General features: G+C 65.0%; 21 protein-coding genes. 17 read left to right on the plus strand and 4 right to left on the minus strand.

The window, feature by feature from the left end; all coding sequences use genetic code 11:
• Nucleotides 1-33: 33 nt before the first annotated feature.
• The 3 genes from GIY23_RS11265 (at nucleotide 34) to GIY23_RS11275 (ending at nucleotide 4,425) form a co-directional block, all read left to right on the plus strand.
• A complete protein-coding gene (locus GIY23_RS11265; RefSeq protein ID WP_154076606.1) occupies nucleotides 34-2,958 on the plus strand; it encodes a Tn3 family transposase in 2,925 nt (974 codons plus the stop codon).
• 330 nt (nucleotides 2,959-3,288) lie between these two features.
• Nucleotides 3,289-3,528, plus strand: a complete 240-nt coding sequence (locus GIY23_RS23010) for a GNAT family N-acetyltransferase (protein WP_267313244.1) — start codon at nucleotides 3,289-3,291, stop codon at nucleotides 3,526-3,528.
• 270 nt (nucleotides 3,529-3,798) lie between these two features.
• Complete coding sequence (locus GIY23_RS11275) at nucleotides 3,799-4,425, plus strand: ATP-dependent Clp protease proteolytic subunit (RefSeq protein ID WP_154076607.1); 627 nt, start codon at nucleotides 3,799-3,801, stop codon at nucleotides 4,423-4,425.
• 87 nt (nucleotides 4,426-4,512) lie between these two features.
• On the opposite strand, the gene GIY23_RS11280 is transcribed toward GIY23_RS11275, so the two are convergent.
• The gene (locus GIY23_RS11280) at nucleotides 4,513-4,998 is read right to left on the minus strand and encodes a hypothetical protein (RefSeq protein WP_154076608.1); all 486 of its coding nucleotides are present in this window, start codon (nucleotides 4,996-4,998) and stop codon (nucleotides 4,513-4,515) included.
• 293 nt (nucleotides 4,999-5,291) lie between these two features.
• On the opposite strand from GIY23_RS11280, the gene GIY23_RS11285 reads away from it, so the two are divergent.
• Entirely contained in the window at nucleotides 5,292-5,930 is a 639-nt protein-coding gene (locus GIY23_RS11285; RefSeq protein ID WP_228717663.1) for an ASCH domain-containing protein, read from the plus strand.
• A gap of 58 nt (nucleotides 5,931-5,988) precedes the next feature.
• Here GIY23_RS11285 and GIY23_RS11290 read toward each other — a convergent pair whose 3' ends face one another.
• Nucleotides 5,989-6,522, minus strand: a complete 534-nt coding sequence (locus GIY23_RS11290) for a GNAT family N-acetyltransferase (RefSeq protein ID WP_187352103.1) — start codon at nucleotides 6,520-6,522, stop codon at nucleotides 5,989-5,991.
• A 54-nt stretch (nucleotides 6,523-6,576) separates the two neighbouring features.
• Here GIY23_RS11290 and GIY23_RS11295 point away from each other — a divergent pair, with 54 nt between their 5' ends.
• From GIY23_RS11295 to GIY23_RS11315, 5 genes are all read left to right on the plus strand, one after another.
• The gene (locus GIY23_RS11295) at nucleotides 6,577-7,236 is read left to right on the plus strand and encodes a TetR/AcrR family transcriptional regulator (RefSeq protein ID WP_154076611.1); all 660 of its coding nucleotides are present in this window, start codon (nucleotides 6,577-6,579) and stop codon (nucleotides 7,234-7,236) included.
• 285 nt (nucleotides 7,237-7,521) lie between these two features.
• The gene (locus GIY23_RS11300) at nucleotides 7,522-8,556 is read left to right on the plus strand and encodes a thymidylate synthase (RefSeq protein WP_154076612.1); all 1,035 of its coding nucleotides are present in this window, start codon (nucleotides 7,522-7,524) and stop codon (nucleotides 8,554-8,556) included.
• Nucleotides 8,553-9,287 carry a class I SAM-dependent methyltransferase gene (locus GIY23_RS11305; protein ID WP_187352104.1) on the plus strand — a complete coding sequence of 245 codons (735 nt, stop codon included), beginning with the start codon at nucleotides 8,553-8,555 and terminating at the stop codon, nucleotides 9,285-9,287. Before GIY23_RS11300 ends, GIY23_RS11305 begins: the two co-directional genes overlap by 4 nt.
• Complete coding sequence (locus GIY23_RS11310) at nucleotides 9,284-9,844, plus strand: nucleoside 2-deoxyribosyltransferase (protein WP_222850288.1); 561 nt, start codon at nucleotides 9,284-9,286, stop codon at nucleotides 9,842-9,844. Before GIY23_RS11305 ends, GIY23_RS11310 begins: the two co-directional genes overlap by 4 nt.
• Nucleotides 9,845-9,952: 108 nt before the next feature.
• Nucleotides 9,953-11,191 (plus strand): HAD-IIA family hydrolase, encoded by a 1,239-nt coding sequence (locus GIY23_RS11315; RefSeq protein WP_154076614.1) that lies wholly within the window; start codon nucleotides 9,953-9,955, stop codon nucleotides 11,189-11,191.
• Nucleotides 11,192-11,264: 73 nt separating this feature from the next.
• Here the strand turns inward: GIY23_RS11315 and GIY23_RS11320 are convergent, their stop codons facing one another.
• Nucleotides 11,265-11,840 carry a diguanylate cyclase/phosphodiesterase gene (locus GIY23_RS11320; RefSeq protein WP_154076615.1) on the minus strand — a complete coding sequence of 192 codons (576 nt, stop codon included), beginning with the start codon at nucleotides 11,838-11,840 and terminating at the stop codon, nucleotides 11,265-11,267.
• A gap of 385 nt (nucleotides 11,841-12,225) precedes the next feature.
• Between GIY23_RS11320 and GIY23_RS11325 the strand changes: the two genes are divergently transcribed.
• From GIY23_RS11325 to ssuE, 8 genes are all read left to right on the plus strand, one after another.
• Nucleotides 12,226-12,810, plus strand: a complete 585-nt coding sequence (locus GIY23_RS11325) for a recombinase family protein (protein ID WP_154076616.1) — start codon at nucleotides 12,226-12,228, stop codon at nucleotides 12,808-12,810.
• A gap of 613 nt (nucleotides 12,811-13,423) precedes the next feature.
• Nucleotides 13,424-14,347, plus strand: a complete 924-nt coding sequence (locus GIY23_RS11330; RefSeq protein WP_154078782.1) for a TauD/TfdA dioxygenase family protein — start codon at nucleotides 13,424-13,426, stop codon at nucleotides 14,345-14,347.
• A gap of 397 nt (nucleotides 14,348-14,744) precedes the next feature.
• Nucleotides 14,745-15,617 (plus strand): ABC transporter substrate-binding protein, encoded by an 873-nt coding sequence (locus GIY23_RS11335; protein ID WP_323847498.1) that lies wholly within the window; start codon nucleotides 14,745-14,747, stop codon nucleotides 15,615-15,617.
• A gap of 21 nt (nucleotides 15,618-15,638) precedes the next feature.
• The gene (locus GIY23_RS11340) at nucleotides 15,639-16,493 is read left to right on the plus strand and encodes an ABC transporter ATP-binding protein (RefSeq protein ID WP_154076617.1); all 855 of its coding nucleotides are present in this window, start codon (nucleotides 15,639-15,641) and stop codon (nucleotides 16,491-16,493) included.
• Nucleotides 16,486-17,298: an ABC transporter permease gene (locus tag GIY23_RS11345; protein WP_154076618.1), complete on the plus strand. Its 813-nt coding sequence runs from the start codon at nucleotides 16,486-16,488 to the stop codon at nucleotides 17,296-17,298. The genes GIY23_RS11340 and GIY23_RS11345 overlap by 8 nt, the downstream gene beginning before the upstream one ends.
• 173 nt (nucleotides 17,299-17,471) lie before the next feature.
• Nucleotides 17,472-18,797, plus strand: a complete 1,326-nt coding sequence (locus GIY23_RS11350; RefSeq protein ID WP_222850356.1) for an LLM class flavin-dependent oxidoreductase — start codon at nucleotides 17,472-17,474, stop codon at nucleotides 18,795-18,797.
• A gap of 33 nt (nucleotides 18,798-18,830) precedes the next feature.
• Nucleotides 18,831-19,859 carry a 3,4-dihydroxy-2-butanone-4-phosphate synthase gene (locus tag GIY23_RS11355; protein WP_154076620.1) on the plus strand — a complete coding sequence of 343 codons (1,029 nt, stop codon included), beginning with the start codon at nucleotides 18,831-18,833 and terminating at the stop codon, nucleotides 19,857-19,859.
• A 211-nt stretch (nucleotides 19,860-20,070) separates the two neighbouring features.
• The gene (gene ssuE, locus GIY23_RS11360; protein ID WP_154076621.1) at nucleotides 20,071-20,619 is read left to right on the plus strand and encodes an NADPH-dependent FMN reductase; all 549 of its coding nucleotides are present in this window, start codon (nucleotides 20,071-20,073) and stop codon (nucleotides 20,617-20,619) included.
• A gap of 1 nt (nucleotide 20,620) precedes the next feature.
• Here the strand turns inward: ssuE and GIY23_RS11365 are convergent, their stop codons facing one another.
• A complete protein-coding gene (locus tag GIY23_RS11365; protein ID WP_154076622.1) occupies nucleotides 20,621-22,078 on the minus strand; it encodes a selenium-binding protein SBP56-related protein in 1,458 nt (485 codons plus the stop codon).
• Between the last annotated feature and the right edge of the window lie 3 nt (nucleotides 22,079-22,081).

Raw genomic sequence — 22,081 nt, forward strand, 5'->3', positions numbered from 1 at the left:
AGGGCTGTGCTCGATGATCGATAGCGTGACGTTGTGCAGCGCGAGTGGCAGCCGGATGAGCTGGTGGAGTCGTGGACTCTGGTGGGCGATGACTGGCGTCTGGTGGGCAACAAGTCCGGGTCGACGCGGCTCGGGTTCGCGTTGTTGCTGAAGTTCTTCGAGATCGAGGCGCGGTTCCCGCGGTATGCCGAGGAGGTCCCGTCGCAGGCGGTCGGCTACGTCGCTGAGCAGGTTGGCGTGCCTGCCGAGGAGTTCGGCCGCTACTCGTGGCGCTCTCGCTCGATCGAGTATCACCGCGCCCAGATCCGGACCGCGTTCGGTTTCCGGGAGTTCTCCCGGGGTGATGAGGACAAGCTGGCCGGGTGGTTGGCCGAGGAGGTCTGCCCGGTTGAGCTGCGTGAGGATCGGTTGCGGCAGGCGGTGCTGGTGCGGTGTCGCGCCGACGGGATCGAGCCACCCGGACGGCTGGACCGCATAATCGGTTCGGCCCGCTCGACGTTCGAGCAGCGGTTTTGCCACCGCACGGTCGAGCGGTTGCCCGAGGCGAGTGTGGCCGCGCTGGAGGTGCTGATCGCCGAGGACGACTCCGCAGGCCGGGGGCTGTTGGCGGAGCTGAAAGCCGATCCCGGTCAGATCGGGTTGGAGACGGTGCTGGCCGAGATCGACAAGCTGACGGCAGTGTGGCAACTGGGGCTGCCGGAGGGGTTGTTCACCGACACCTCGGAGAGGCTGGTGGTCGCCTGGCGGGCGCGAGCGATGCGTTCGTACCCATCCGATCTGCGTGAATCGCCCCGCGAGGTGCGGCTGACGTTGTTGGCGGCGCTGTGCTGGATGCGGCAAACCGAGATCACTGATGCGTTGGTCGACCTGCTGATCGGCCTGATTCACAAGATCAACACGAAGGCGGACCGGAAGGTCGAGCGCGAGCTCACCGACGATCTGCGCCGGGTGCGGGGCAAGGACGGCATCTTGTTTCGGATGGCCGAGACGGCGCTGGAACACCCGGACGAGCAGGTGCGCACCGCCCTGTACCCGGTGGTGGGTGAGACCACGCTGCACGATCTAGTCAAGGAAGCCAAAGCCAACCAGCAGGCTTTTCAAGCTCGGGTGCGTACGGTGTTGCGAGCCTCGTATTCGAACCACTATCGGCGGATGCTGCCGCCGCTGTTGGCCGCGTTGGATTTTCGGTGTAACAACACGGCCTACCGGCCGATCATGCACGCCCTGGAGCTGCTGCAACGCTATCGCGACGTCGACGGCAAGGTGCGTTTCTACGCCAGCGAGGAATCAGTGCCGGTCGACGGGGTGGTGCCGAAAGCCTGGCGGGAGGCGGTGATCGACGAGCGAGGTCGGATCGAGCGCATCCCGTACGAGCTGTGCGTGCTGGTGTCGTTGCGGGAGGCGCTGCGGCGCCGCGAGGTCTACGTGGCCGGGGCCAACCGGTGGCGCAACCCCGAGGACGATCTCCCGGCCGACTTCGAATCCACCCGGGACGTGCACTACGAGGCGCTGCGCAAGCCCCGCGAGGCCGAGACCTTCATCGCCGACCTTAAACAGCGCATGACCGCGGCGCTGGACCGCTACGACGCCGCTATGGACCAGGGAAGCACCGGCGGTGTGAGGATCACGCGACGCCGCGGCGAACCGTGGACCACGGTGCCCAAGCTGGAACCCTTGCCGGAGCCCCGGATGCTGACCGCGGTCAAGGACGAGGTGATCCGTCGGTGGGGCACGATGGACCTGCTGGATGTGCTCAAGGACGCCGACTTCCTCACCGAGTTCACCGGCGAGTTCTCCTCGGTGGCCTCCCGCGAAAACCTCGATCGGGACACTCTGCGGCGTCGGCTGCTTCTGGTGTTGTTCGCACTGGGCACCAACATCGGTATCCGCAAGCTCGTGGCCACCGGCGAACACGAGGAGACCGAGCGCGAGTTGCGGCACGTGCGTCGGCACTTCATCACTCGCGACAACCTGCGGGCGGCGGTGGCCAAGTTGGTCAACGCCACGTTCGCGGCCCGTGATCCACGGTGGTGGGGCGAAGGGACCGCGTGTGCCAGCGACAGCAAGAAGTTCGGCTCGTGGGAGTCGAATCTGATGACCGAATGGCACCAGCGCTACGGCGGGCCCGGAGTGATGATCTACTGGCACGTCGAGCGCCAGCACACCTGCATCTACTCCCAGCTCAAATCCTGCTCATCGTCGGAGGTCGCGGCGATGATCGAAGGTTTGCTGCGGCACTGCACCAACGCTGACATCGAGGCGAACTACGTCGATACCCACGGCGCCAGCGTGGTCGGGTTCGCCTTCACCGAACTGCTCGGCTTCCGCCTGCTGCCCCGGTTGAAAAACATCGGCTCGATTCGGCTGTACCGGCCCGACGACGGCGGCAGCTGGGCGCATCTCGGACCGGTACTGACCAGACCGATTAACTGGGAGCTCATCGCCCAGCAGTACGACCAAATGGTCAAATACGCCACCGCTCTGCGGTTGGGCACGGCCGAGTCGGAGTCGATCCTGCGCCGGTTCACCCGCGGCGGGCCCAAGCACCCCACTTACCAGGCCCTGGAAGAACTCGGTCGCGCAGTGCGCACGATCTTCGTCTGCGACTACCTCGCCGACCCCGAATTGCGCCGCGAGATTCACGGTGGGCTGCAGGTCGTGGAGAACTGGAACTCCGGCAACGGCGTCATCTTCTACGGCAAGAACAGCGAACTCACCGGCCCCGACCGCGAGACTGCTGAAGTTTCCATGCTCGCCCTGCACCTCCTCCAGTCGGCACTGGTGCACGTCAATACCCTGCTGCTGCAAAACGTCCTGGATAGCCCCGGCTGGGACGAACTCCTCGGACCCGATGAACGCCGGGCGCTGAGCCCGCTGTTCTGGTCCAACATCAATCCCTACGGGCGCTTCCGCCTGGACATGACCACGCGCCTCGACCTCCCAGTCCCGTCTCACTGATCGATCCCGTTGCGGACGGAATCGAAGCTCTCGATCGAAACGGCGTGCCAGCGGAGTTCTCTGGGCTGGCAGGATTTGTCATGTGGAGTGCCTGGTCGAACTGCAGCCCGACGACGCGGGGGAGGTGCTAACGCTGCAGCGGGCCGCGTACGTCACTGAGGCGCAGACGTATAGAGATCCGTGTCTTCCGCCGCTGCTGGAGTCGCTTAATCAGGTCAGTGCCGAGCTCGCCGAGTCGGAGGTGATCGGGTTCGGCTGGCGCGAGTCGAACGGTCGGCTGGTGTCCGCAGTCCGGCTCGGGTCGGTAGGGCAGACCCGAGCCGTGCAGAGGTGTGCCGTCTGGCCGTCGCGCCGGATTGGCAGGGTCGGCAGCTCGCCAGCAGCTTGCTTCGAGGTATCGAGGAACGGTTGCCCAACGAGGTAACCGAGCTACGGCTGTTCACCGGCGAACACAGTGCTGGCAACCTCCAGTTGTACGGGCGGCTTGGCTATACCGAGACGTGTCGAGAATCCACTCTGGACGGCTACGCGCTCGTACACCTCCGAAAATCTCGTACCGGCGCGAGCTGAGCACGCCGCGCATCAGCAGCTGTCACAAGCTGTCCGCAGCGGGATCCCTTATGAAAGCGGCCGAGGGGCGGGCGGGCGCATCCGCGTCTCGTTCGTGTCGGGGGATGTTTCCAGCGGCGATTTCGCCGGTGGCGATCAGCGCTCGACCGATGTCGTATCCGGGGTCAGGATGAGGTCGACGCGCCCGATGCGGCCTCGCCTGCGATCGCCGACCGCACAGTCTCGAGCGTGTGACCGCACCCCGATTCGCACCAGACCAGAGGAGTCGCCTTGAGCTCTGTGCACCGTCCGCACGCCCGCCGCGTGCTGCCCTCGTTTGTCGAGCGCACGCCCTACGGAACGCAGGAGTCCGACCCGTACAACAAACTGTTCAGCGAACGCATCGTCTTCCTCGGTGTGCCCGTCGACGACGTCTCGGCCAACGACATCATGGCCCAGCTGCTGTATCTGGAATCCGACGATCCCGACCGCGGCATCGATGTCTACATCAACTCACCCGGTGGTTCGTTCACCGCACTGATGGCCATCTACGACACCATGCAGTACCTGCGGCCCGAGATCAGCACCGTCTGCCTGGGCCAGGCAGCCTCGGCCGCGGCGGTGCTGCTCGCCGCGGGCACACCGGGCAAGCGCATCGCTTTGCCGAACTCGCGAATACTGATCCACCAGCCCTCCATCGAGGGCATCTACGGACAAGTCTCCGACCTGGAAATCCAGGCAGGCGAGGTGGAACGCATGCGCGGGCTTCTCGAATCGACCCTGGCCACCCACACCGGCAACACTCAACAGCAGGTCCGCGCGGACATCGAACGAGAAAAGATGCTCACCGGCGAGCAGGCCAAGGACTACGGCATCGTCGACGAGATCATGCCCTACCGCAAACTCGCCAAGACGTGACGGATCTCGGTCTCACAGCGGGATCCCGGGTTCATGCGGTGAGCGACGGGTCTCAGCTCTTGCTTCACTGCTTCGCCCGTTGGGCCGCTACGTGACCCTGCGGAAGACCTCACGAATGTCGGTCTCCCATTGACCGTCGGGTGTCTTATGTACCCAATGGCCGGTGATCGTGTTGCCGTCCTCACTGATCGTCGCGGTGAAGCGCTGCGGGAACGGCTCACCCTCTCGCCAGAGCTTCCACTCGCGTTCGTCGATGCTCATCTGATAGACGCGGCAGATGCCGCGCTCGTCGGAGTGAAGTCGTACGTAGGTGTCGTTCGCCGCGTCACAGCCCATGATCGAGATGGCGTTGCCGGATGACGGCGGCGCCGTGTCGCCGCCGTCACCACCGGGCGATTCCGGCATGTCGACTGTGGATCGCTCGATCAGGTGCGCGCCGGAGTCGTGCCACTCGATCGTGGCGCGTGCGTTACCCGGCCATGGAAGACCGTCCGGTCCACTAGCTTCTAGGCTCCACTCGCCGACGAGCGGTTCGAGCCTCCTCAGGGCCTCCTCGGCGGTCGGCTGGTCCATTGATCAGGCTCCTTCCTCGGCTGGGGTGCTTGCCATACGACAAGTGGCATCACGAGTAGAGACCACCGAGCAGCTCGAAACTCATCGCTCATACTGACTATCTGTCCGCAGGGGATCGGCTCGCGGACGTGAGAGGTTCTGTCGGCGGCTGCGTGAGGCGCGAGAAAAAGGGGGCGCTCGGTCGTGTGCACGGTGTCACTACGATCATGAGCATGTTGTCTGCTGATCACCGCGATCTCGTTCGTGCGGCTGTGGCCCACGCGGAGTCCGTCAACGATGACGGTGACCACACGGTGGCGGCTGCGCTGCGGTTGCAGAGCGGCGCAGTTGTCCTCGGAGTCAACACCTACCACTTCCTTGGTGGACCCTGCGGCGAGATCAGCGCCCTGTCCAATCGCGCCGCTACCCGCCCCGACGACTCGATTATCGCGGTCGCCGCTGTGTATGGCCCGACCGGAGATGTCCTCCCACCGTGCGGGAAGTGCCGCCAGATCTTGCTCGACATCGCCCCCACCATCCGCTGCGTTGTCCGCGACGCCAACGGGCTCACCGCTGTCCCGGTGCGTGACCTGCTCCCCCATGCCTTCGACTGGCGAGCCGCCGAGCAACCCCAGCGGCTCTACATGTGGGAAGGCTACGAAGACAGTATCCGCGACGGCAGCAAGCGCCAGACGATCCGTGTCGACGACCCGTTCCGCCCTGGCGAGGCCCGGATCGTCTTCGAGAAGGATTCCGGCGACGTGGTGGAAATCCCGGCCGACATCGCCTCGGTCAACACTGCAGCACGCGCAGCACTCACCGAGCAGGACGCACAGCATGACGGCTTCACCGACCTCGCGGAACTCCACGCCGCACTCGACCAGCACTACCCCGGGCTCGGGCCTGAAGATCCCATCGACATCGTGTCGTTCACGCTCCACACCGACAAATAGCGCCTTCTGATGAGGATCGACAACCGGGACGATCAGCCAGTCTGACTGGTCTGTGTGCTCAGAGGCTGCGGGTGTAATGCTGCAGGAGGGCTTGCTCACCGGAAGGTGCGGTTCCTATTTCTGCGTTCCCGTGAGGAGCGAAGTCTGCATTGGTCAGCGTGCGCACAGAGGTCGTGTTGTCGTTGACGGTCCGGGCATGCAGCTCGCGAAGTCCCATGCGGGTGCCGAGTTCGGCCACACATTCCACAGCCTGGTGCGCAGCTCCGCGGCCACGTGCCGCTGCGGCGAGCCAGAATCCGATCTCGGCGCGGTTGTCGGCGATGTCGAAGAGTACGACGCTGCCCAGGAACTGGTCCGAGCTGTTGTCGGCGATGGCCAGTACAGCGAGGTTGCCCGCGATGAGGCCGGGCGTGATGATCGAGTCGATCTGCTCGCTGACCAGAGCCGGGGTGTAGTGCGGTTCGGGAAGATGCGCGAACCGACGCACGTCCGTGTCGTGGCTACCGTTGGCGTACGCGGCGGCGTCGCTGTGAGTTAACGGTCTGATCTTCACGCCTGCCTGTGTGACGGGCAACAGCGTCCGGATGTTCACCCAACCTCCTAAAGTGATTACCGTTCACTTAACAGATTAGCAGGTGAGGTAGTGATGTCGTACTGGTTGCAGGAGCGGCAGACGCCGCAGCGCAACCGCGCGCTGTCCCCGCAGACGATCGCGGAAGCCGCGCTGGCGCTCCTGAATTCCGAGGGCGATGACCAGTTGAGCGTGCGCACACTGGCGCAACGGCTGGAGGTTGTGCCGTCGAGCCTGTATCGCCATGTCCGTAACCGCGACGACATCCTAGATCTGACGCTGGATGCAGCACTGGTCTCCGACCAGCAGGTCGCGGAGGCGATTACCAGTGAAGATCTCGTCGGACTGTTGCTGGTGTGGCGATCCCACCTACTCCGGCATCCCTGGGCAATCACCCACGTGATGCGGCGTCCCCCGCTCGGGCCTGGCTACCTCGCTCTGTCCGACCGATTGTGCGCGCTGTTGTACGAACGCGGTGTGCCCGACGAGGAGTTGCTGAACACGTCATACGCAATGAGCGATTTCGTGCTCGGGTGCGTCCTAGCACAACGCCATGCCGAAACGACACGCCATCAGTGGCCAACATCACTGGTCAACGACAACCACCCCTATCTGCACCATGCCGTGTCCGCACACCAGCCAAGCTGGCAAGCAGTCATTCGACGCGGACTCGAGCGCCTTGCAGGGAACTGTCCACAATGCCACCACAGCACTCGCGACGCGGCCTCGCACTGAGGAACCCCCTGCGTACGTACGGCAGGGGATCGACAAATGAAACAGTGCTTTGCTTCGGGTCCAGCCGCGAGTCTAGTTGTCACCGACGCGCGGATCCCGGTCGTCACAGCCTTCGCGAGGTAGTGATCTTCGGGAACGAAGGGTTCGGGCAGAGCTGTTGGCTCGTGGTCCACGGAGAGGATACGGTTTGCCAGTACACGGGAGCTCGCGCCGAGCGGGCTGAGAGGACGGCTAGGGCCGTCGACCGCTGAACCTGCTCCGGATAATTCCGGCGAAGGGAGCACGGTGACTGCGACCAATCGGCTGCAGTTCGAGGACAGCCCGTCGGGAAGCTACGACAGCTTCCATCACGCTTATGTCGAGCAGCTGCGTCGGGTGTTCTGCTCGCCGAGGTACCGCAACGCTCCTCGAGGGTTTGCCAGCCGGGAGCGGCTCGCTGCACAGTTTGACCTGACCGATCCTCGGCAGCGGGTGCCGTTCCTGCCTGCCCGGCGAACCAATATCGTGTTCAATTTCGCTGAAGCACTATGGTACCTCGCCGCCCGTGACGATCTGGACTTCATTGGCTACTACGCCCCGCGCATGCACCGGTACTCCATGGATGGGCGGTCGCTGACCGGCACCGCGTACGGGAAAAAGATCCTCGGTGGGCAACCAGGTCGTGATCAGTGGCGCATGGTGGTCGATCAGCTGGTTGAGGACGCCGATAGCAAGCGCGCGGTGTTGCAGATCTTTGACGGGACTGAGTTGCGGGTGCCGGATAACCTCGATGTCTCCTGCACGTTGGGTCTGCAGTTCCTGTTGCGTGAGGGCACGCTGCACGCCATCGCCTACATGCGCGCCAACGATGCCTACCGGGGCCTGAGCAGCGATCTGTTTTCCTTCACTTTCCTGCAGGAGTTCCTGGCTACTCAACTCGGTGTCGCGCTGGGCAACTACACGCACACGGCTGGGTCGTTGCACATATACGCCCCGGATGACGACAACGTGCAGGCGGTGCTGACCGACCCCGCCGGGGCTGCTAGCCCGCCGTTTACCTTCCCTGCCATGCCAGCTCAGGACAATTGGGCGGCGCTCGGTGAGGTCTTGGAGGTGGAGGAAGCCCTGCGCACCAACCGACATGGGCTTTCCGCTGATCTCGGCGGGCTGGGACTACCGCACTACTGGGCCCAAGTGTTGGGGCTCTTTGAGGTGTATCGCCGACTCCGCCACGACGAGCCGGCGCCTGGGGAGATGCTCACCGCGCTCGACCCGATCTATCAGCATCTTCTTCTACAGCGTTGGGGTCCTCGGCTCCGGACGGCAGAGGTGAGCGGGTGAGCACCTCCTGGGAAGCTGACGAGATCGCCGCGGGCTTCGAGGCCTATGACGACCTGCCCGAGCGCATCCTGGGCTATCCGTGCGTGTTCGACGCCCTCCGGCTCGACGACGCCACTCGGGTGCTCGACTACGGCTGTGGACCGGGCAAGGTCGCAGAACGAATCGTGGGTGACTACGGCTGTGCTGTGGTCGCGGTGGACTCATCGCCGGCGATGCTCACGATCGCCCAACGGGAGCGTGCCCACCCTCGCATCGACTATCACCACGTCAGCGGGGAACAGCTTTCCTTCCTGGCCGACGGCAGCATCGACGCGGCCATGGCTTGCTACGTATGCATCAACATCGGCTCCTTGGACCGCATCAAGAGCATCGTCGCCGAGATGTACCGCGTCTTGCGCCCTGGCGGGCGCTACGCGGTACTCGACACCAACCCCAACACGACCGGTGTGCAGTTCTCGACTTTCCGTAGCGGTGAGCCCGGTCGCCGCTACAGCACCGGTCAGCAGCGCCGGGTTCTGCTCCGTCGACCCGATGGCCAGGGACTCGAACTGATCGACTACCACTGGCCCTCGCGCACGTACCGGGAAGTACTGGCCGGTGCCGGTTTCCGCGACATCACCCTGCATGAGCCGGTATCGGGCGAAGGCGAGCGTCCGTCCAAGCCCCATGGGCCCGCGTGGGGCAACGAGACCACCCGGCCGCCGTTTCTGATTGTGGTGGGAGAGAAGTGAGCAGCGACCATGCCAGCGACAGGGGCACCCCGCCGGTGGCCAGCCCAACGTCGGTGTTTCTCGCCGGCCCGTTCAAGGCGCTGGTCGACCCCGAGGCTGGCCAGCTCCGTTCGTTCGTGCGATCCCGTTACGAAGCCCTCATCGACCACCTGGAATCGGGCGGCTATACCGTCCACAACGCCCATAAGCGGGAAGGGTGGGGCGCTGATTTCCTCCAGCCGGAGGACTGCAGCCGCCTGGACTATGAGCAGATCCGGGGTTGCAGCCTGTTCGTGGCCTTCCCCGGTGATCCCGCTTCGCCTGGCACCCATATCGAAATCGGCTGGGCGGCCGCCCTGGGCAAACCGATCATCTTGCTCCTCGAGGACGGGCACACCTACGCCTTCCTCGTGCGTGGATTGCACACCATCGCCGACGTCACCTATGTAGCCATGCCAGCCGACGAGATCGGCCTCGAAGGCTTCGCCACAGCGCTCGCTGCGCTCGAAGACCGTCTCGAGCTTTCCACAGTGGAGCACCCTCGCGAGACCTCCGAGCCACGGACAGGCCCTCGGTGAGTGTCCCCACGGTGCTCGACGAGGTGCGCGCCACCCACTGTCGGAGCAGCCAACCTGCGGGCCTTTTCCAGCAACAGAGCCATACCTGGCAGGGAGGTGGAGTCAGTCGTGCTGGCCGAGCAGTTCGACACGTTCTTGATAGACCTTGACGGAGTTGTCTACCTCGACAATTTCGCTCTGCCGGGCGCCGTTCAGGCACTGGCTCAGCTGCGCGCGCAAGGCAAGAGGGTGCGCTTTTTGACCAATGATCCACGCCCGGCACGAGACGAAGTCCTGCAGCTGCTCGCCGAGATCGGGATCGAGGCCACACTTGAGGAGATCGTCACCTGCGGCTGGGCGACAGCCCTGCACCTGCGCGAGCAAGGATGGAACCGGGTCTATGTTGTCGGCAGCGTGAGCCTGGCCTCCGAATTGCGTCGCGCCGGATGTGAGATCACCGAGACAGAGCAACCGCAGGCTGTCGTCATCGGTTGCGATCAGCACGTGTCGTATCCGCATCTCGACCACGCAGCCACCCAAATCACCTCCGGGGCCCGATTCGTGGCCACCAACGCCGATGAGTCGTTTCCCAGTTCCACCGGGCCCCGCCCTGCCACTGGAGCACTCGTGGCCGCCGTGCAGACGGCCACGGGCCAGCGCCCGCTCATCATCGGCAAACCGTACCCATCGATGTTTCGTGCCGCCCTGGAAGGAGTGCCGCCTGACGCCCGCGCCGTGGTGGTCGGCGATAGCCCACATACCGACATCCTCGGCGCCCACCAACACGGACTACCCGCCATCCTGATCTCACCGACCCCCACAGTGTTCGCCTCCCCGCGGGACTTCCGCGCCCCCGACGCCACACTGTCGAACCTCACCGAGCTATTCACCCCAGGAACCCATCACCGACAGTGGAGCACCCCCTCCTTTCCGTGGCCTGAGGCAGTCAAGGCAGGGGTCGCCGCCGTCGTGTTCAACCACTCCGGGCACGTACTACTACAACGACGCGCCGACAACGGCCAATGGGGACTGCCCTCCGGACACGTAGAACCCGGTGAGACCGTCAACGAAGCCATCACCCGCGAGGTAGCCGAGGAAACCGGACTGCAAGTGCAGGTCTCGCACCTCATCGGTGTCTACTCCCACCCCAGCTCCCAAAGCTTCGCCTACCCCTCCGGGCAGGTCAGCCAATTCATCACCTCATGTTTCCGCTGCCAGACCGTGCAGGAAGAGCTGCATTGGGATGGAGTCGAAACGCTCGAGGCCGCATTCTTCTCTCCCGACAACCTGCCAGCCGACCTACTGCCCATGCACCCGCAGTGGCTCGCTGACGCCCTCGCCAACCACCCCACCGCCTACATCCGATAGAACTCACTCATCCCACGTCCGCAGCGGAACCCCTTACGTACGTCCGGAAGAGGATTGCTATTCTGATCCGCTTTCAGCGCGCGGCCTTGAGGCACCGCATCAGCTCGTTGCCGTAGGGCAGCACGATGGCCCCGCCGATGGCCACGCCGATCGAGGCGAGATAGCTGGTCGGCAGGCGGTGCTGCTTGAGTCGCAGCCTCCAGGCCTGTGGCTGCCTGGCGTCATGCAGCAACGCCTGGACTTGCTCCCAGTGCAGGCACAGCAGGGCCGAGGTGGTCATAAACGGCATCGCCTCCAGGAAGCTGTGGATGTGCTGCTCCCACGGACGCACCTCCCGCCCGCTTTCCACCGCGGTGCTGACATCCCACAGGGCGGTCGCCTCGTGCGCGGCGATCGCTACCGCGATCAGGACCAGCACCAGCGGGTTGATCTCGAAAGCGATCGCCACAAGGACCGGCAGCCCAACCTCGCTCATCATGAGCGCATGAATGAGCGACTCCCGGGTGCCGGCGGTGTGCTCGATATCGGTCCGCCGATGCTGGTACCAGTCCAGCAGGGCCGGGATGAACCAGGCCGGAAGCAGCCCGTAGAGCAGGTAACGCAGCGTCGCGGTCTCGACATCGACGGCGCGTTTCGGAACCCGCAACATCGGGCGTGCACCGACGGCCCTTCGCAGACGTACCATCGGGCCCCGCCGCATCTTCCACCCCTTCCGCGTGAGTGATGTCCCTTCGCCGTCACTGTCGCGCAAACAGACCCGTGCCGCATGTCCAGACCGAGCCAGCTGACTCTTCAGCGCGCCGACCCGGAACCGGGAAGTCACCGGAGAACGGGACTGTCGCCTCGCTTGCCGTACGGGCTCCAGCACACTCACCGAGTGACTGAAACCAAGATCAGAATGTTGCAGTTGACGAACCCCAACCGCACATGATCCACATCATGCACTGACCGTGTCCGACCACAACCTGCGGCGTTGCACATACCCCGTGCGGAATTTTTCGCAGCTGTCGGGGCCTATTCGTACGCTTCCGATCATGAACGCCCAGCTGATCGGCTACGCCCGCTGTTCCACCGACGAACAAGACCTCACTGCCCAACGCGACCGGTTGGCCGAGCTCGGCGTCGCCGCCGATCGGATCTATCTCGATCACGGCCTGACCGGAACCACACGTGCCCGGCCCGGACTCGATCAAGCTCTCGCGGCCGTGCGAGAAGGCGACACCCTGATCGTGACCAAACTCGATCGCCTCGCCAGAAGCGTGCCCGATGCACGCGCCATTGGTGACTCACTGGCCGAGCGCGGCATTAAGCTGTCCCTCGGTGGACAGGTCTACGATCCCACCGACCCGATGGGCAAGATGTTCTATTCGATCTTGGCTATCTTCGCCGAGTTCGAGGTCGACCTGCTGCGGGCGCGAACGAAAGAGGGCATGGCCGTCGCCCGCGCGAAGGGCAAGCTACGCGGCCGTGCGCCGAAGCTCTCAGCCAAGCAACAGCGCGAACTCGTGCGCATGTACGGCACTGGCGAGTACACCGTCGCCGATCTCGCCGACGTGTTCACCGTCTCCCGCGCCACGGTGTACCGCACTCTGCACCGCCGCAACGCTGCACAGCAGTGATGTGGGTTTGCTCGCCGACCTGGTGACAGTCCCCGATCGTTACCAGCCAGCCCTTACTTTGCGGCTCAGGACAGCTTCGGGAGTACAGGGCCTAATCGGGCTGTTCCTACCTGGTGGAACGCTCTAGGCGGCGAGCGACAACAAGTGTAAATTCTCTACCAACTTAGTTTAGTTTTCCCCACGGGATGCTTCCCGGCGCGCGAGAGGGGGTGCGGCATGCCGAAGCTGAGCTCAGCGTGGCAGGTCCCGACTGCAGCATGGTCGACCGCTTCACGGGTGCCTGTTGGTGTGCGTGCTGTCGTTGCGCTGTCGAAAAGGCGGCGGGAGGAGACCGCGGCTGGAGGAGAACCCGGCGGCCGGGTGCCCGAGCGGTTTTCCGTGCGCGCTCCTCGCGGTCTCAGCGGCGTTCTGCTCACGACCCGCGTGTGCGTCGATCTGGTGAGGATGGCCAGCGCACTGTGTCGCTGGTGCTGAGGCGTTTTGCCCGCGTTCGCCTGTCCGTCGGTTTTCGTCGGGCTTCGGCTGGAACGCGCACCAATGGTTCCGAGTCCGGCCTTGCCCTGGGGGCATAGCCGTGGCGGGGCTGGCCAGCACGATCGACGAGGAGATCAGCATGACTGTTACTGAAAGTTCCACAATCAATATTCAGCCTGTGGCAGGTTCCCTGGGCGCTGTCGTGTCCGGTGTTCGGCTGGAGCCGGATTTGCCGGAGGACGTTGTCGCGCGCATCCGGGCTGCGGTGCTAGAACACAAAGTTATCTACCTGCGCGGTCAAGACCATCTCGACGACGATGCCCAGGCCGTGTTCGCACGCCGGCTCGGCGATCTGACCACGGCTCATCCGACGGTGTCCGGTGTGCAGGACCAGGCCAGCGTGCTTCCCATCGATGCAGAGCGGGGACGTGCCAACAGCTGGCACACCGATGTGACGTTCGTGGACCGTCCGCCCTCGTTCTCCCTGCTGCGCGCGGTCGTGTTGCCGCCCTATGGCGGCGATACGGTCTGGGCCAACACGGTCGCGGCGTACCAGAAGTTGCCGCATCAGCTGCGCGAACTCGCCGAAGGCTTGTGGGCACGGCACACCAACGACTACGACTACGCCGCCTCGCACGGTTCCGCCCCGGAGACTGAAGCCGCCGTGGAACACCGCAAGGCGTTCACCTCGACCGTCTATCAGACCGAGCACCCCGTGGTCCGGGTGCATCCGGAGACCGGTGAGCGTGCGCTGCTGCTCGGGCATTTCGCCCAGTCGTTTACGGGGTTGCCGAAGTCGGACTTTGGCGCGTTGTTCGCTTTGTTGCAGAGCTATGTGACCGAGCTGGAGAACACGGTGCGGTGGCAGTGGGCTCCCGGCGACCTCGCAATCTGGGATAATCGGAGCACGCAGCATTATGCGGTGTCGGACTATGCCCAGGACGTGCCGCGGCGGCTGCATCGGGTCACGGTGGCCGGGGAGATCCCGGTCGGTGTGAACGGGCAGCACAGTGTTGCCAAACGGGGCGACGCTGCCGCCTACTCCTCGCCCGCAGCCAGCTGACACCGTTCGCGGGTAAACCACTTTCATCCGAGGGTTTGAAAGAACCGGGATGCGGATTCGATAGCGGGTTCCGGCGAGGATCCGTTCGTGTCTTTGCCAGGAATCGCGGCGCAAGACGTCACGGTTCTTGCGAGAGCACCTCGGAAATAACGGTGGTAGTGCGCAGCAGGAGGCCATAGCGCCATTCGCCGCGAAACCGAAACACCCATGATCGCATCGAGAGAATTCGAGCGCACACGTGAGTATTTCACATCTGCGGCCGGTGAGTAGACGAAAAGTGCTGCGATCCGGCCTCTCAATGATCGCCGCCGGTACCGTTCTCGGTGGATGCTCAGCCGGTGCCACCGGATCCGACCGCTCGGGAAAGGTGGTGCGCTACCAGGGATGGTCGGGGGACGTGACCTGGCCAGAGCTTGCCCAGGATCTGGGCCTGTTAGGCGATATTCGGCTGGAGTGGATCGGTAATACCATCAGCGGACCGCAGGATGTCCAGGCCACAGTGACCGGTGATGTCGACATCGGCGGTGCGTTCAATGGGGCGATCCTGCGTCTCGCGGCCGCGGGCGCGCCGGTTACGGCCGTTTTGGGGTATTACGGGTCGGACCGGGGCAGCTACGCGGGCTATTACGTGCCCGAGGACAGCCCGATCCGATCCCCCCGGGATTTCGTCGACAAGAAGGTGGGAGTCAATACCCTCGGGGCCCATCACGAGGACACGCTGTCGATCTACCTGGAACGCGGCGGGCTCACGCCGGAGGAAATTCGTTCCGTCCAACTGGTCGTCGTACCCCCGGTGAGCGCGGAGCAGGCATTGCGCTCGGGTCAGCTCGACGTCGCTGTATTGTCCGATTTCAAGCGGGAGAAAGCCGTCGCGCGCGGCGGGATCCGGCCGGTGTTCACCGATGTGGAACTGCTCGGGGCGTTCACCGGGGGCTGCTATGTCATGCGCGACGATTTCGTGGCGACGAACCCGGACACGACCAGAACGCTGGTGGAGGGGAGCGCCCGGGCTTTGCGCTGGGCGCAAACACGCCCCCGCGACGAGGTCGTCGACCGGTTCGTGAGCCTGATCCGGCGGCGCGGGCGCAACGAGAACGCGGAGACCATACGTTTCTGGCGTAGCACCGGGGTGGCCGGTGTGGGCGGTTTGATCGCCGAGCGTGAATTCACCATATGGCTGGACCACCTCATCGCCGACGGACGGGTCGAACCCGGCCAGATCGCTCCGCAACAGCTCTACACCAACGAATTCAACCCGTTCCGACGGTAGCCAGACCCAATAGAGGAGATCATGACCATCATCGATTTTCACGGGGTATCCAAAAGTTTCCGGGTGCGTCCGGACAAAGGGGAACAGGACGCCGAGCTCAGCGTGCTCGAGGACGTCGACCTGCGCATCAATTCCGGCGAGCTGGCCGTGATTGTCGGGCCCAGCGGCTCCGGCAAGTCGACCATGCTCGACCTGCTGGCCGGACTGACCGAGCCGACCCGAGGCGAGATCCGGTTGGACGGCACACCGATCACCGGCCCCGGGCTCGACCGGGGAGTGGTGTTTCAGCAGTACGCATTGCTGCCCTGGCGAACGGCGCACGGAAACATCGAGTTCGGGCTCGAGGCCAAGAAAGTCCCCACTCAGCAGCGCCGCGAGCGTGCACTGGAGTATTTGGAGCTGGTCGGGCTCGCCGGTTTCGAGGACCGCTATCCGCACGAGCTCTCCGGAGGTATGAAACAGCGCGTCGCGATCGCGCGGAGTCTGGCCTTCGATCCGGAAGTGCTGCTGATGGACGAACCGTTCGCCGCGCTGGATGCTCAGACCCGCGAGATTCTCCAGGAGGAGCTCCTCAACATTTGGCACCGCACCGGCAAAACGATCGTGTTCATCACCCACGGTATCGACGAGGCCGTGTACTTGGGGCAGCGAGTCGCCGTACTCAGCGCCCGGCCGGGACGGATCAAGCAGGTCGTCGATATCGAGTTGCGCGACCGCACGGAGCACGACGACATCCGTTCGGAGCCCGAGTTCGCCCACTACCGACACCAGGTCTGGAGCCTGGTCCGATCTGAAGTCGAGGCCGGCAACGGGCCGGCAGCGACAACCGGGGACACCGACGCGAAGAGCGAGAAGGAGGCGTTCCCCGTTGGCTGAGGCAGTACTGGAGCGTCAGCGCAGTTCCGCTGCCGCACCAGTGACAGTGATCCGCGCCCACCTCATAAGGGCGTTCAAGTTATCGGTGGCGCTGGTCGCGTTCCTGCTGCTGTGGGAAACGGTGCCGCGCATCGGCTTAGTCGAAAAGATCTTCCTGCCGCCGTTCAGCACAGTCGTGGCCACCTGGTTCGAGCTGCTGGTCAACGGGCAGCTACTGGCAAACCTCGGCGCGAGCCTGGCGCGGTCGCTGGCCGGATTCCTGATCGCGATCACGGTCGCGGTCCCGCTGGGCGTGGTAATCGGCTGGTACCGGATAGCCGACGAACTGCTCAACCCACTGCTCGAGGTGTTCCGCAACACCGCGGCCCTGGCACTACTACCGGTGTTCGTGCTGCTGCTGGGCCTGGGCGAGACCTCAAAGGTGTCGTTGATCGTGTTCGCCTGCACGTGGCCGATCCTGCTGAACACGATCAGTGCCGTGCGGACAGTGGACCCACTGTTGATCAAGTCCGCACGCTCCCTGGGATTCACACCGCTCCCACTATTCGGCAAGGTCGTGCTTCCCGCAGCGGTGCCGATGATTTTCACCGGGATCCGGCTAGCCGGGGCGAACTCGATCCTGGTCCTGGTGGCAGCGGAGATGGTCGGCGCCAAAGCCGGGCTCGGATACCTGATCAACATGTCCCAGTACAACTTCCAAGTGCCGCAAATGTATGCCGGGATCGTCACGATCTCGCTGCTCGGACTCGCCTTCAACGCGGTGCTCGTCGGAATCGAACGCAGGTTGTCCCGCTGGCGGACATAGGCGCCCGCCGGTCATTGACGTATGCCCACCCGGACAGCGGCGAGATACCGACGGCCTCGGCGGGGATGAGCGTTCATCACGATCGCCCCCCGTCGGGGCCGGTTCCCCGGGACGATCACGGAACCTCGCCTCCATTGACACGAAAGGTCTCAAGCATGACCACGGCGCGTTTCATGCATCTCAATGCGTTTTTGATGACCACCGGCCACCACGAGGCCTCGTGGCGGCTGCCTGAATCCGACCCACACGCGGGAACCGACCTCGCCCACTTCACCCACCTGGCGCGGCTGGCCGAGACGGGCCGAATGGACTCGGTGTTCTTCGCCGACAGCCCCGGTCTTCAGGGTGATGTGGGACGGCGCCCCTCCGGGATCCTGGACCCGACGATGCTGCTGGCCGCTTTGGCCGCGGCCACTGAGCATATCGGGTTGATCGCGACTGCCTCGACGACCTACAACGACCCGTTCAACCTGGCCCGCCGCTTCGCCTCCCTGGATCACCTCAGCGGTGGACGGGCCGGGTGGAACATCGTCACCACTGCCAACGTCGAGGCGGCCCGAAACTTCGGTCTCGAGACCCAGCCCACCCATCACGATCGCTATGAGCGCGCGGCCGAGTTCGTCGACGTGACCCGCAAACTGTGGGACAGCTGGACCGACGACGCCGTGCTCGGCGACAAACAGGCTGGCGTCTGGGCCGAGTCCTCCCGGGTACGTCCCATCAACCACCACGGCTGGCACTACCGCATCGGCGGGCCCCTCAACACCCCGCGGCCGCCGCAGGGGCACCCCGTGTTGGTGCAAGCGGGCTCGTCGACAGAAGGCAAGGACTTCGCCGCAGACCACGCAGAGGCCATCTTCACTGCCCAACAAACGCTGTCGCATGCGCAGACCTTCTACAGCGACGTCAAAACCCGCATTTCCCATACAGGTCGTGATCCCGAACGGGTCAAGATCCTTCCCGGCGTGGTGCCGGTGATCGGCAGCACGGAAGCCGAGGCACGACAGGTCGCTGAGCAGCTCGACGAACTTATCGTCACCAAACACGCCCACACGCAGCTCGCCCGGACGCTGCGGCGGCATCCCGATGAGCTGCCGCTGGACCGGCCGCTGCCCGCCGATTTACCCACCGAGGACGACATCGAAGGGGCCAAGAGCCGCTACAGCCTCATCGTCACGCTCGCCCGCGAGGAGAACCTAACCGTGCGGGAACTCATCGGCCGCCTCGGCGGCGGACGCGGGCACCGCACCTTCACCGGCACCCCCGAACAGGTCGCCGACACGCTGCAGCACTGGTTCACCACGGGCGCCGCCGACGGGTTCAACATCATGCCCGCCGTACTGCCCTCCGGCCTGCAGGCCTTCGTCGAACACGTCATCCCACTGCTGCAGCAGCGCGGCCTGTTCCGCACCGACTACACCGGCACCACCCTGCGCGAGCACTACGACCTGTCCCAGCCGGGCAACCAGTACGAACACGAGCACGCCGCGATTGCCTGATCCGCAGGAGCACAAACCCCTTCGGAGACTCCCATGACCACCCACACCAACGGCCACACCACCGCGACCGCCGTGCATCGCGCCCTGGACGCACTGACCGCCGGGCGACCGATCGTGGTCGAGGCCGCAGGCACCAACAGCATTTTCCTCGTGCTCGCCGCCAGCCTGGCTCAGGGTGAGCAACTCGGCTGGATGGTGCGGCACACGAGTGGCTTCGTGCTTGCGGCGACCACCGCCGACCGGCTCGACACCCTCGACATCCCACCCATGATTAACCGACACGGGCCCGCATACGGAGGTTTCTCCGTGTCGGTCGACGCCGGTGTCGGCATCACCACCGGCATCAGCGGCCACGACCGAGCCTGCACGCTGCGTGTGTTGGCCTCGCCCGAATCTCATGCGGATGATCTGATCCGGCCCGGCCACATCATGCCGATACGCACCGACACCGACGGGGTCCTCGCGCACGCCGACGCCCCCGAGGCCGCTGTGGACCTCATGTGCCTGGCCGGCCTCGCGCCCGTCGCCGCGGTGTCTGCTCTCGTCAGCGAGCACGGAGATCTCCTCGGCTCGGCAGCAACCGCCCGGTTCGCCACCCAACACACCCTGGAGCGCGTACGTGTCACCGACGTGATTACCCACCGGCGGTACGGCGAACGGGCTACAACACGGCACCGGTTGCCCACTCGATTCCACCCGCACGGCACCTTCGCCACACACCGCTACCGCGACACCCGTACCGGCGCCGAATACCTCGCGTTCCACCACCAGCCGGCGACGGCGCCGGAAGAGCCGATAGCGCTGTCACAGCATGCTTGGTCCGACGTGCTCACAGGCACCTGGGGCGGGCATGAACTCGACCGGGCACTGGCAACCGTCGCCACACGCGGCGGTGCGCTCGTCTGCCCGTGTCACGGGGACTCTCCTGCCGGGCCAGAGGTCGGTCGGGTCGCTAGGGCCGTGATGCACGACCTCGGGTGGACACGGTCCACGTGCACGGTGGCCAGAACCGACCAGACGGTACTCGCAACGTCGGAACGATCCTCCTGTTCGAGCAGGTAAGTCACGCAACCTTCACCCCCGGCAGCACCGCCACGGCCTGAGCAGTGCGCCTACCACACCCCCAGCGAACACACGCCGAGCATGTTGCGCGGGGGACCTCGTAAGCACGTTGTTCGGTCCGGTGCGCTGGAAGATCCAGCGCACCGGCCGCTCCAGACTCACTGCCCCCCGCCACCCAACAACGGTCACATCCAAGTCCTGGAGGTTGCTCATGTCCTCGATCATGCTGCTGTCCGGAAGCCCGTCACCGACCTCACGCACAGCGGCGGTCCTCGACCGGCTCGGCGCGCATTTTCGCTCGCAGGACCACGAGGTCCACCAGGTCGGGGTACGAGACCTGCCGCCCGAGGCGCTGCTGGCCGCCCAAGCCCAGCACCCCCGTATTGCCGAGGCCACGGATTTGCTGGCAGAAAGCGATGGCCTCGTCATCGCCACCCCGGTCTACAAGGCCGCCTATTCCGGACTGCTCAAGGCGTTCCTGGACCTGCTGCCGCAATACGCGCTGGCTGGCAAGACCATCCTGCCGCTGGCGACCGGCGGTAGCACCGCCCATGTGCTGGCCATCGACTACGCCCTGCGGCCGGTGCTGACCTCCATGGGCGCCGCCCACGTGCTACCCGGCTATTTCCTTCTCGACCAGGCGATCACCCGCACTGAGCACGGCGCGGACCTCGACCCCGACACCGAAACGCCCCTGATGTCGGTGGTGGCGGCATTCACCGACGCACTACGCGACCGAGACCGCGTGGGCGTGCGGTAAGTCAGCGGTAGCAGTAGGAGTCGGAGGAGGCATCGCCGCCTTCGACTCGGATCTGGTGCACGCGGCGACCGCGAAAGTCCTGCCCGTGGGGGAAGAACTGCGGGTCGATCGTCAGTCCGCCGGCGGGGTCGGCGTGGAGTGTGGCCATCCATGCTCCGACGCCGTCGGGGTAGAACTGGTCGTCCCAGGCACCGTAGAGCGAGTTGGTGACGTAGACGCGGTTCCCGTCACGGCTGGTCTCGACCATCTGCGGCCCCCCGGCGAGTGCTTCGCCGGGCGCGGCGGGATGCGGCGTGCGGGAGACCACGCCGCCGAGGCGCACCGAACCGGTCTCGCGCGGGCTGGCGGGGTCGGTGACGTCGAACTGTTTGAGTTCGCCCGTGCCGTAGCAGGACACGTACAGCATCCGATCATCGACCGACAAGCTAATGTCAGTCACAAGCGGAGGAACGGCACCGAAGGGCCGCAGCACCGGCGGCAGTAGCTCAGCGGCGGCCGGTTCGGCCGGAATCGTGATGACCTTGTCGGCGACCCAGCGTTCACCGTCATGGTGCCAGTGCCACACCGAGGCGGACAGATCCTCGGTCGAGACGACCACCCCGGCGAAGCCCCAGGTGGCTTCTGGATCGTGGGCCGGACGTAGTTCGAGCACCATCTGGTGCTGTTCGCCGAGGTCCACCCGTTGAATGTGCCGGCCCTCGGCGAGGTCCCAGAAGTGCAGCGCGTGCCCGTACTGGTTCGCCAGCAACAACTCAGGGTCCAGCCCGTTCTCGATCATCGAAGGGGTGCCCCATTCGCTGGTGATCGCGGTGTTGCGCTGCAGGTGCCACCAAGCGTCGTAGGCCAGATACTGCGGCCCACGCTCAGTCTCCCACGCCCGCAGCACCTCGAAGCTGTCGTGGTCCAGCAGCGCGATCCCGCCCGGCCCCTCGGATCCGTTCGCACCGCCCAGGCAGGACAGGAAAATCCCATCCGGACCGCAGTGCAGCGTGTGCGGGCGGGAATACCCTGCCTTATCGGCCAACTCGTCGGCGCCGATGGTTTTCACCAGCCGCGGCTCCGTCGGATCGGGCTGGGTGTCGTAGATGTGGATAGTTGAGCTGCGAATACCGGGCAACAGCAGATACCGGCGCGCCAACCCGTGCATGTCGTGGCCCTCGTGCATCAGGGCACTGCTGCAGGCGTTCCACCCGAAGTGATGCAGCTCGTCGCCATAGGTGGACAACTCGGCCCACCCAATCACGCGCCCGTAGGAGGCCGAGTCCGAGTCGACATTGACCACAGCTAGGGCATCCGGCGACCGTCCGCTCCGGTCGAACGCGGCCACATAGGCCAACCGCTCGGCCGGGGCCGCTGCCGCCTCGGCCGGGCTACGGTAGAATGTCGGATCAGCGAATTCGGTCATGGCTACTCCGTTCCTACGTGGTCGGCACGACCAGTCGTGCCGCTGAACGGTCATCGT

This window comes from Allosaccharopolyspora coralli, assembly GCF_009664835.1.
GTDB lineage: Bacteria > Actinomycetota > Actinomycetes > Mycobacteriales > Pseudonocardiaceae > Allosaccharopolyspora > Allosaccharopolyspora coralli.

What these genes read in the sequence shown, in the direction of transcription:
- GIY23_RS11295 (WP_154076611.1), top strand. Translation starts at nt 6,577, where the DNA reads ATGTCGTACTGGTTGCAGGAGCGGCAGACGCCGCAGCGCAACCGCGCG.
- GIY23_RS11280 (WP_154076608.1), bottom strand. Translation starts at nt 4,998, where the DNA reads ATGGACCAGCCGACCGCCGAGGAGGCCCTGAGGAGGCTCGAACCGCTC.
- GIY23_RS11325 (WP_154076616.1), top strand. Translation starts at nt 12,226, where the DNA reads ATGAACGCCCAGCTGATCGGCTACGCCCGCTGTTCCACCGACGAACAA.
- ssuE (WP_154076621.1), top strand. Translation starts at nt 20,071, where the DNA reads ATGTCCTCGATCATGCTGCTGTCCGGAAGCCCGTCACCGACCTCACGC.
- GIY23_RS11365 (WP_154076622.1), bottom strand. Translation starts at nt 22,078, where the DNA reads ATGACCGTTCAGCGGCACGACTGGTCGTGCCGACCACGTAGGAACGGA.
- GIY23_RS11330 (WP_154078782.1), top strand. Translation starts at nt 13,424, where the DNA reads ATGACTGTTACTGAAAGTTCCACAATCAATATTCAGCCTGTGGCAGGT.
- GIY23_RS11320 (WP_154076615.1), bottom strand. Translation starts at nt 11,840, where the DNA reads ATGTTGCGGGTTCCGAAACGCGCCGTCGATGTCGAGACCGCGACGCTG.
- GIY23_RS11350 (WP_222850356.1), top strand. Translation starts at nt 17,472, where the DNA reads ATGCATCTCAATGCGTTTTTGATGACCACCGGCCACCACGAGGCCTCG.
- GIY23_RS11340 (WP_154076617.1), top strand. Translation starts at nt 15,639, where the DNA reads ATGACCATCATCGATTTTCACGGGGTATCCAAAAGTTTCCGGGTGCGT.
- GIY23_RS11355 (WP_154076620.1), top strand. Translation starts at nt 18,831, where the DNA reads ATGACCACCCACACCAACGGCCACACCACCGCGACCGCCGTGCATCGC.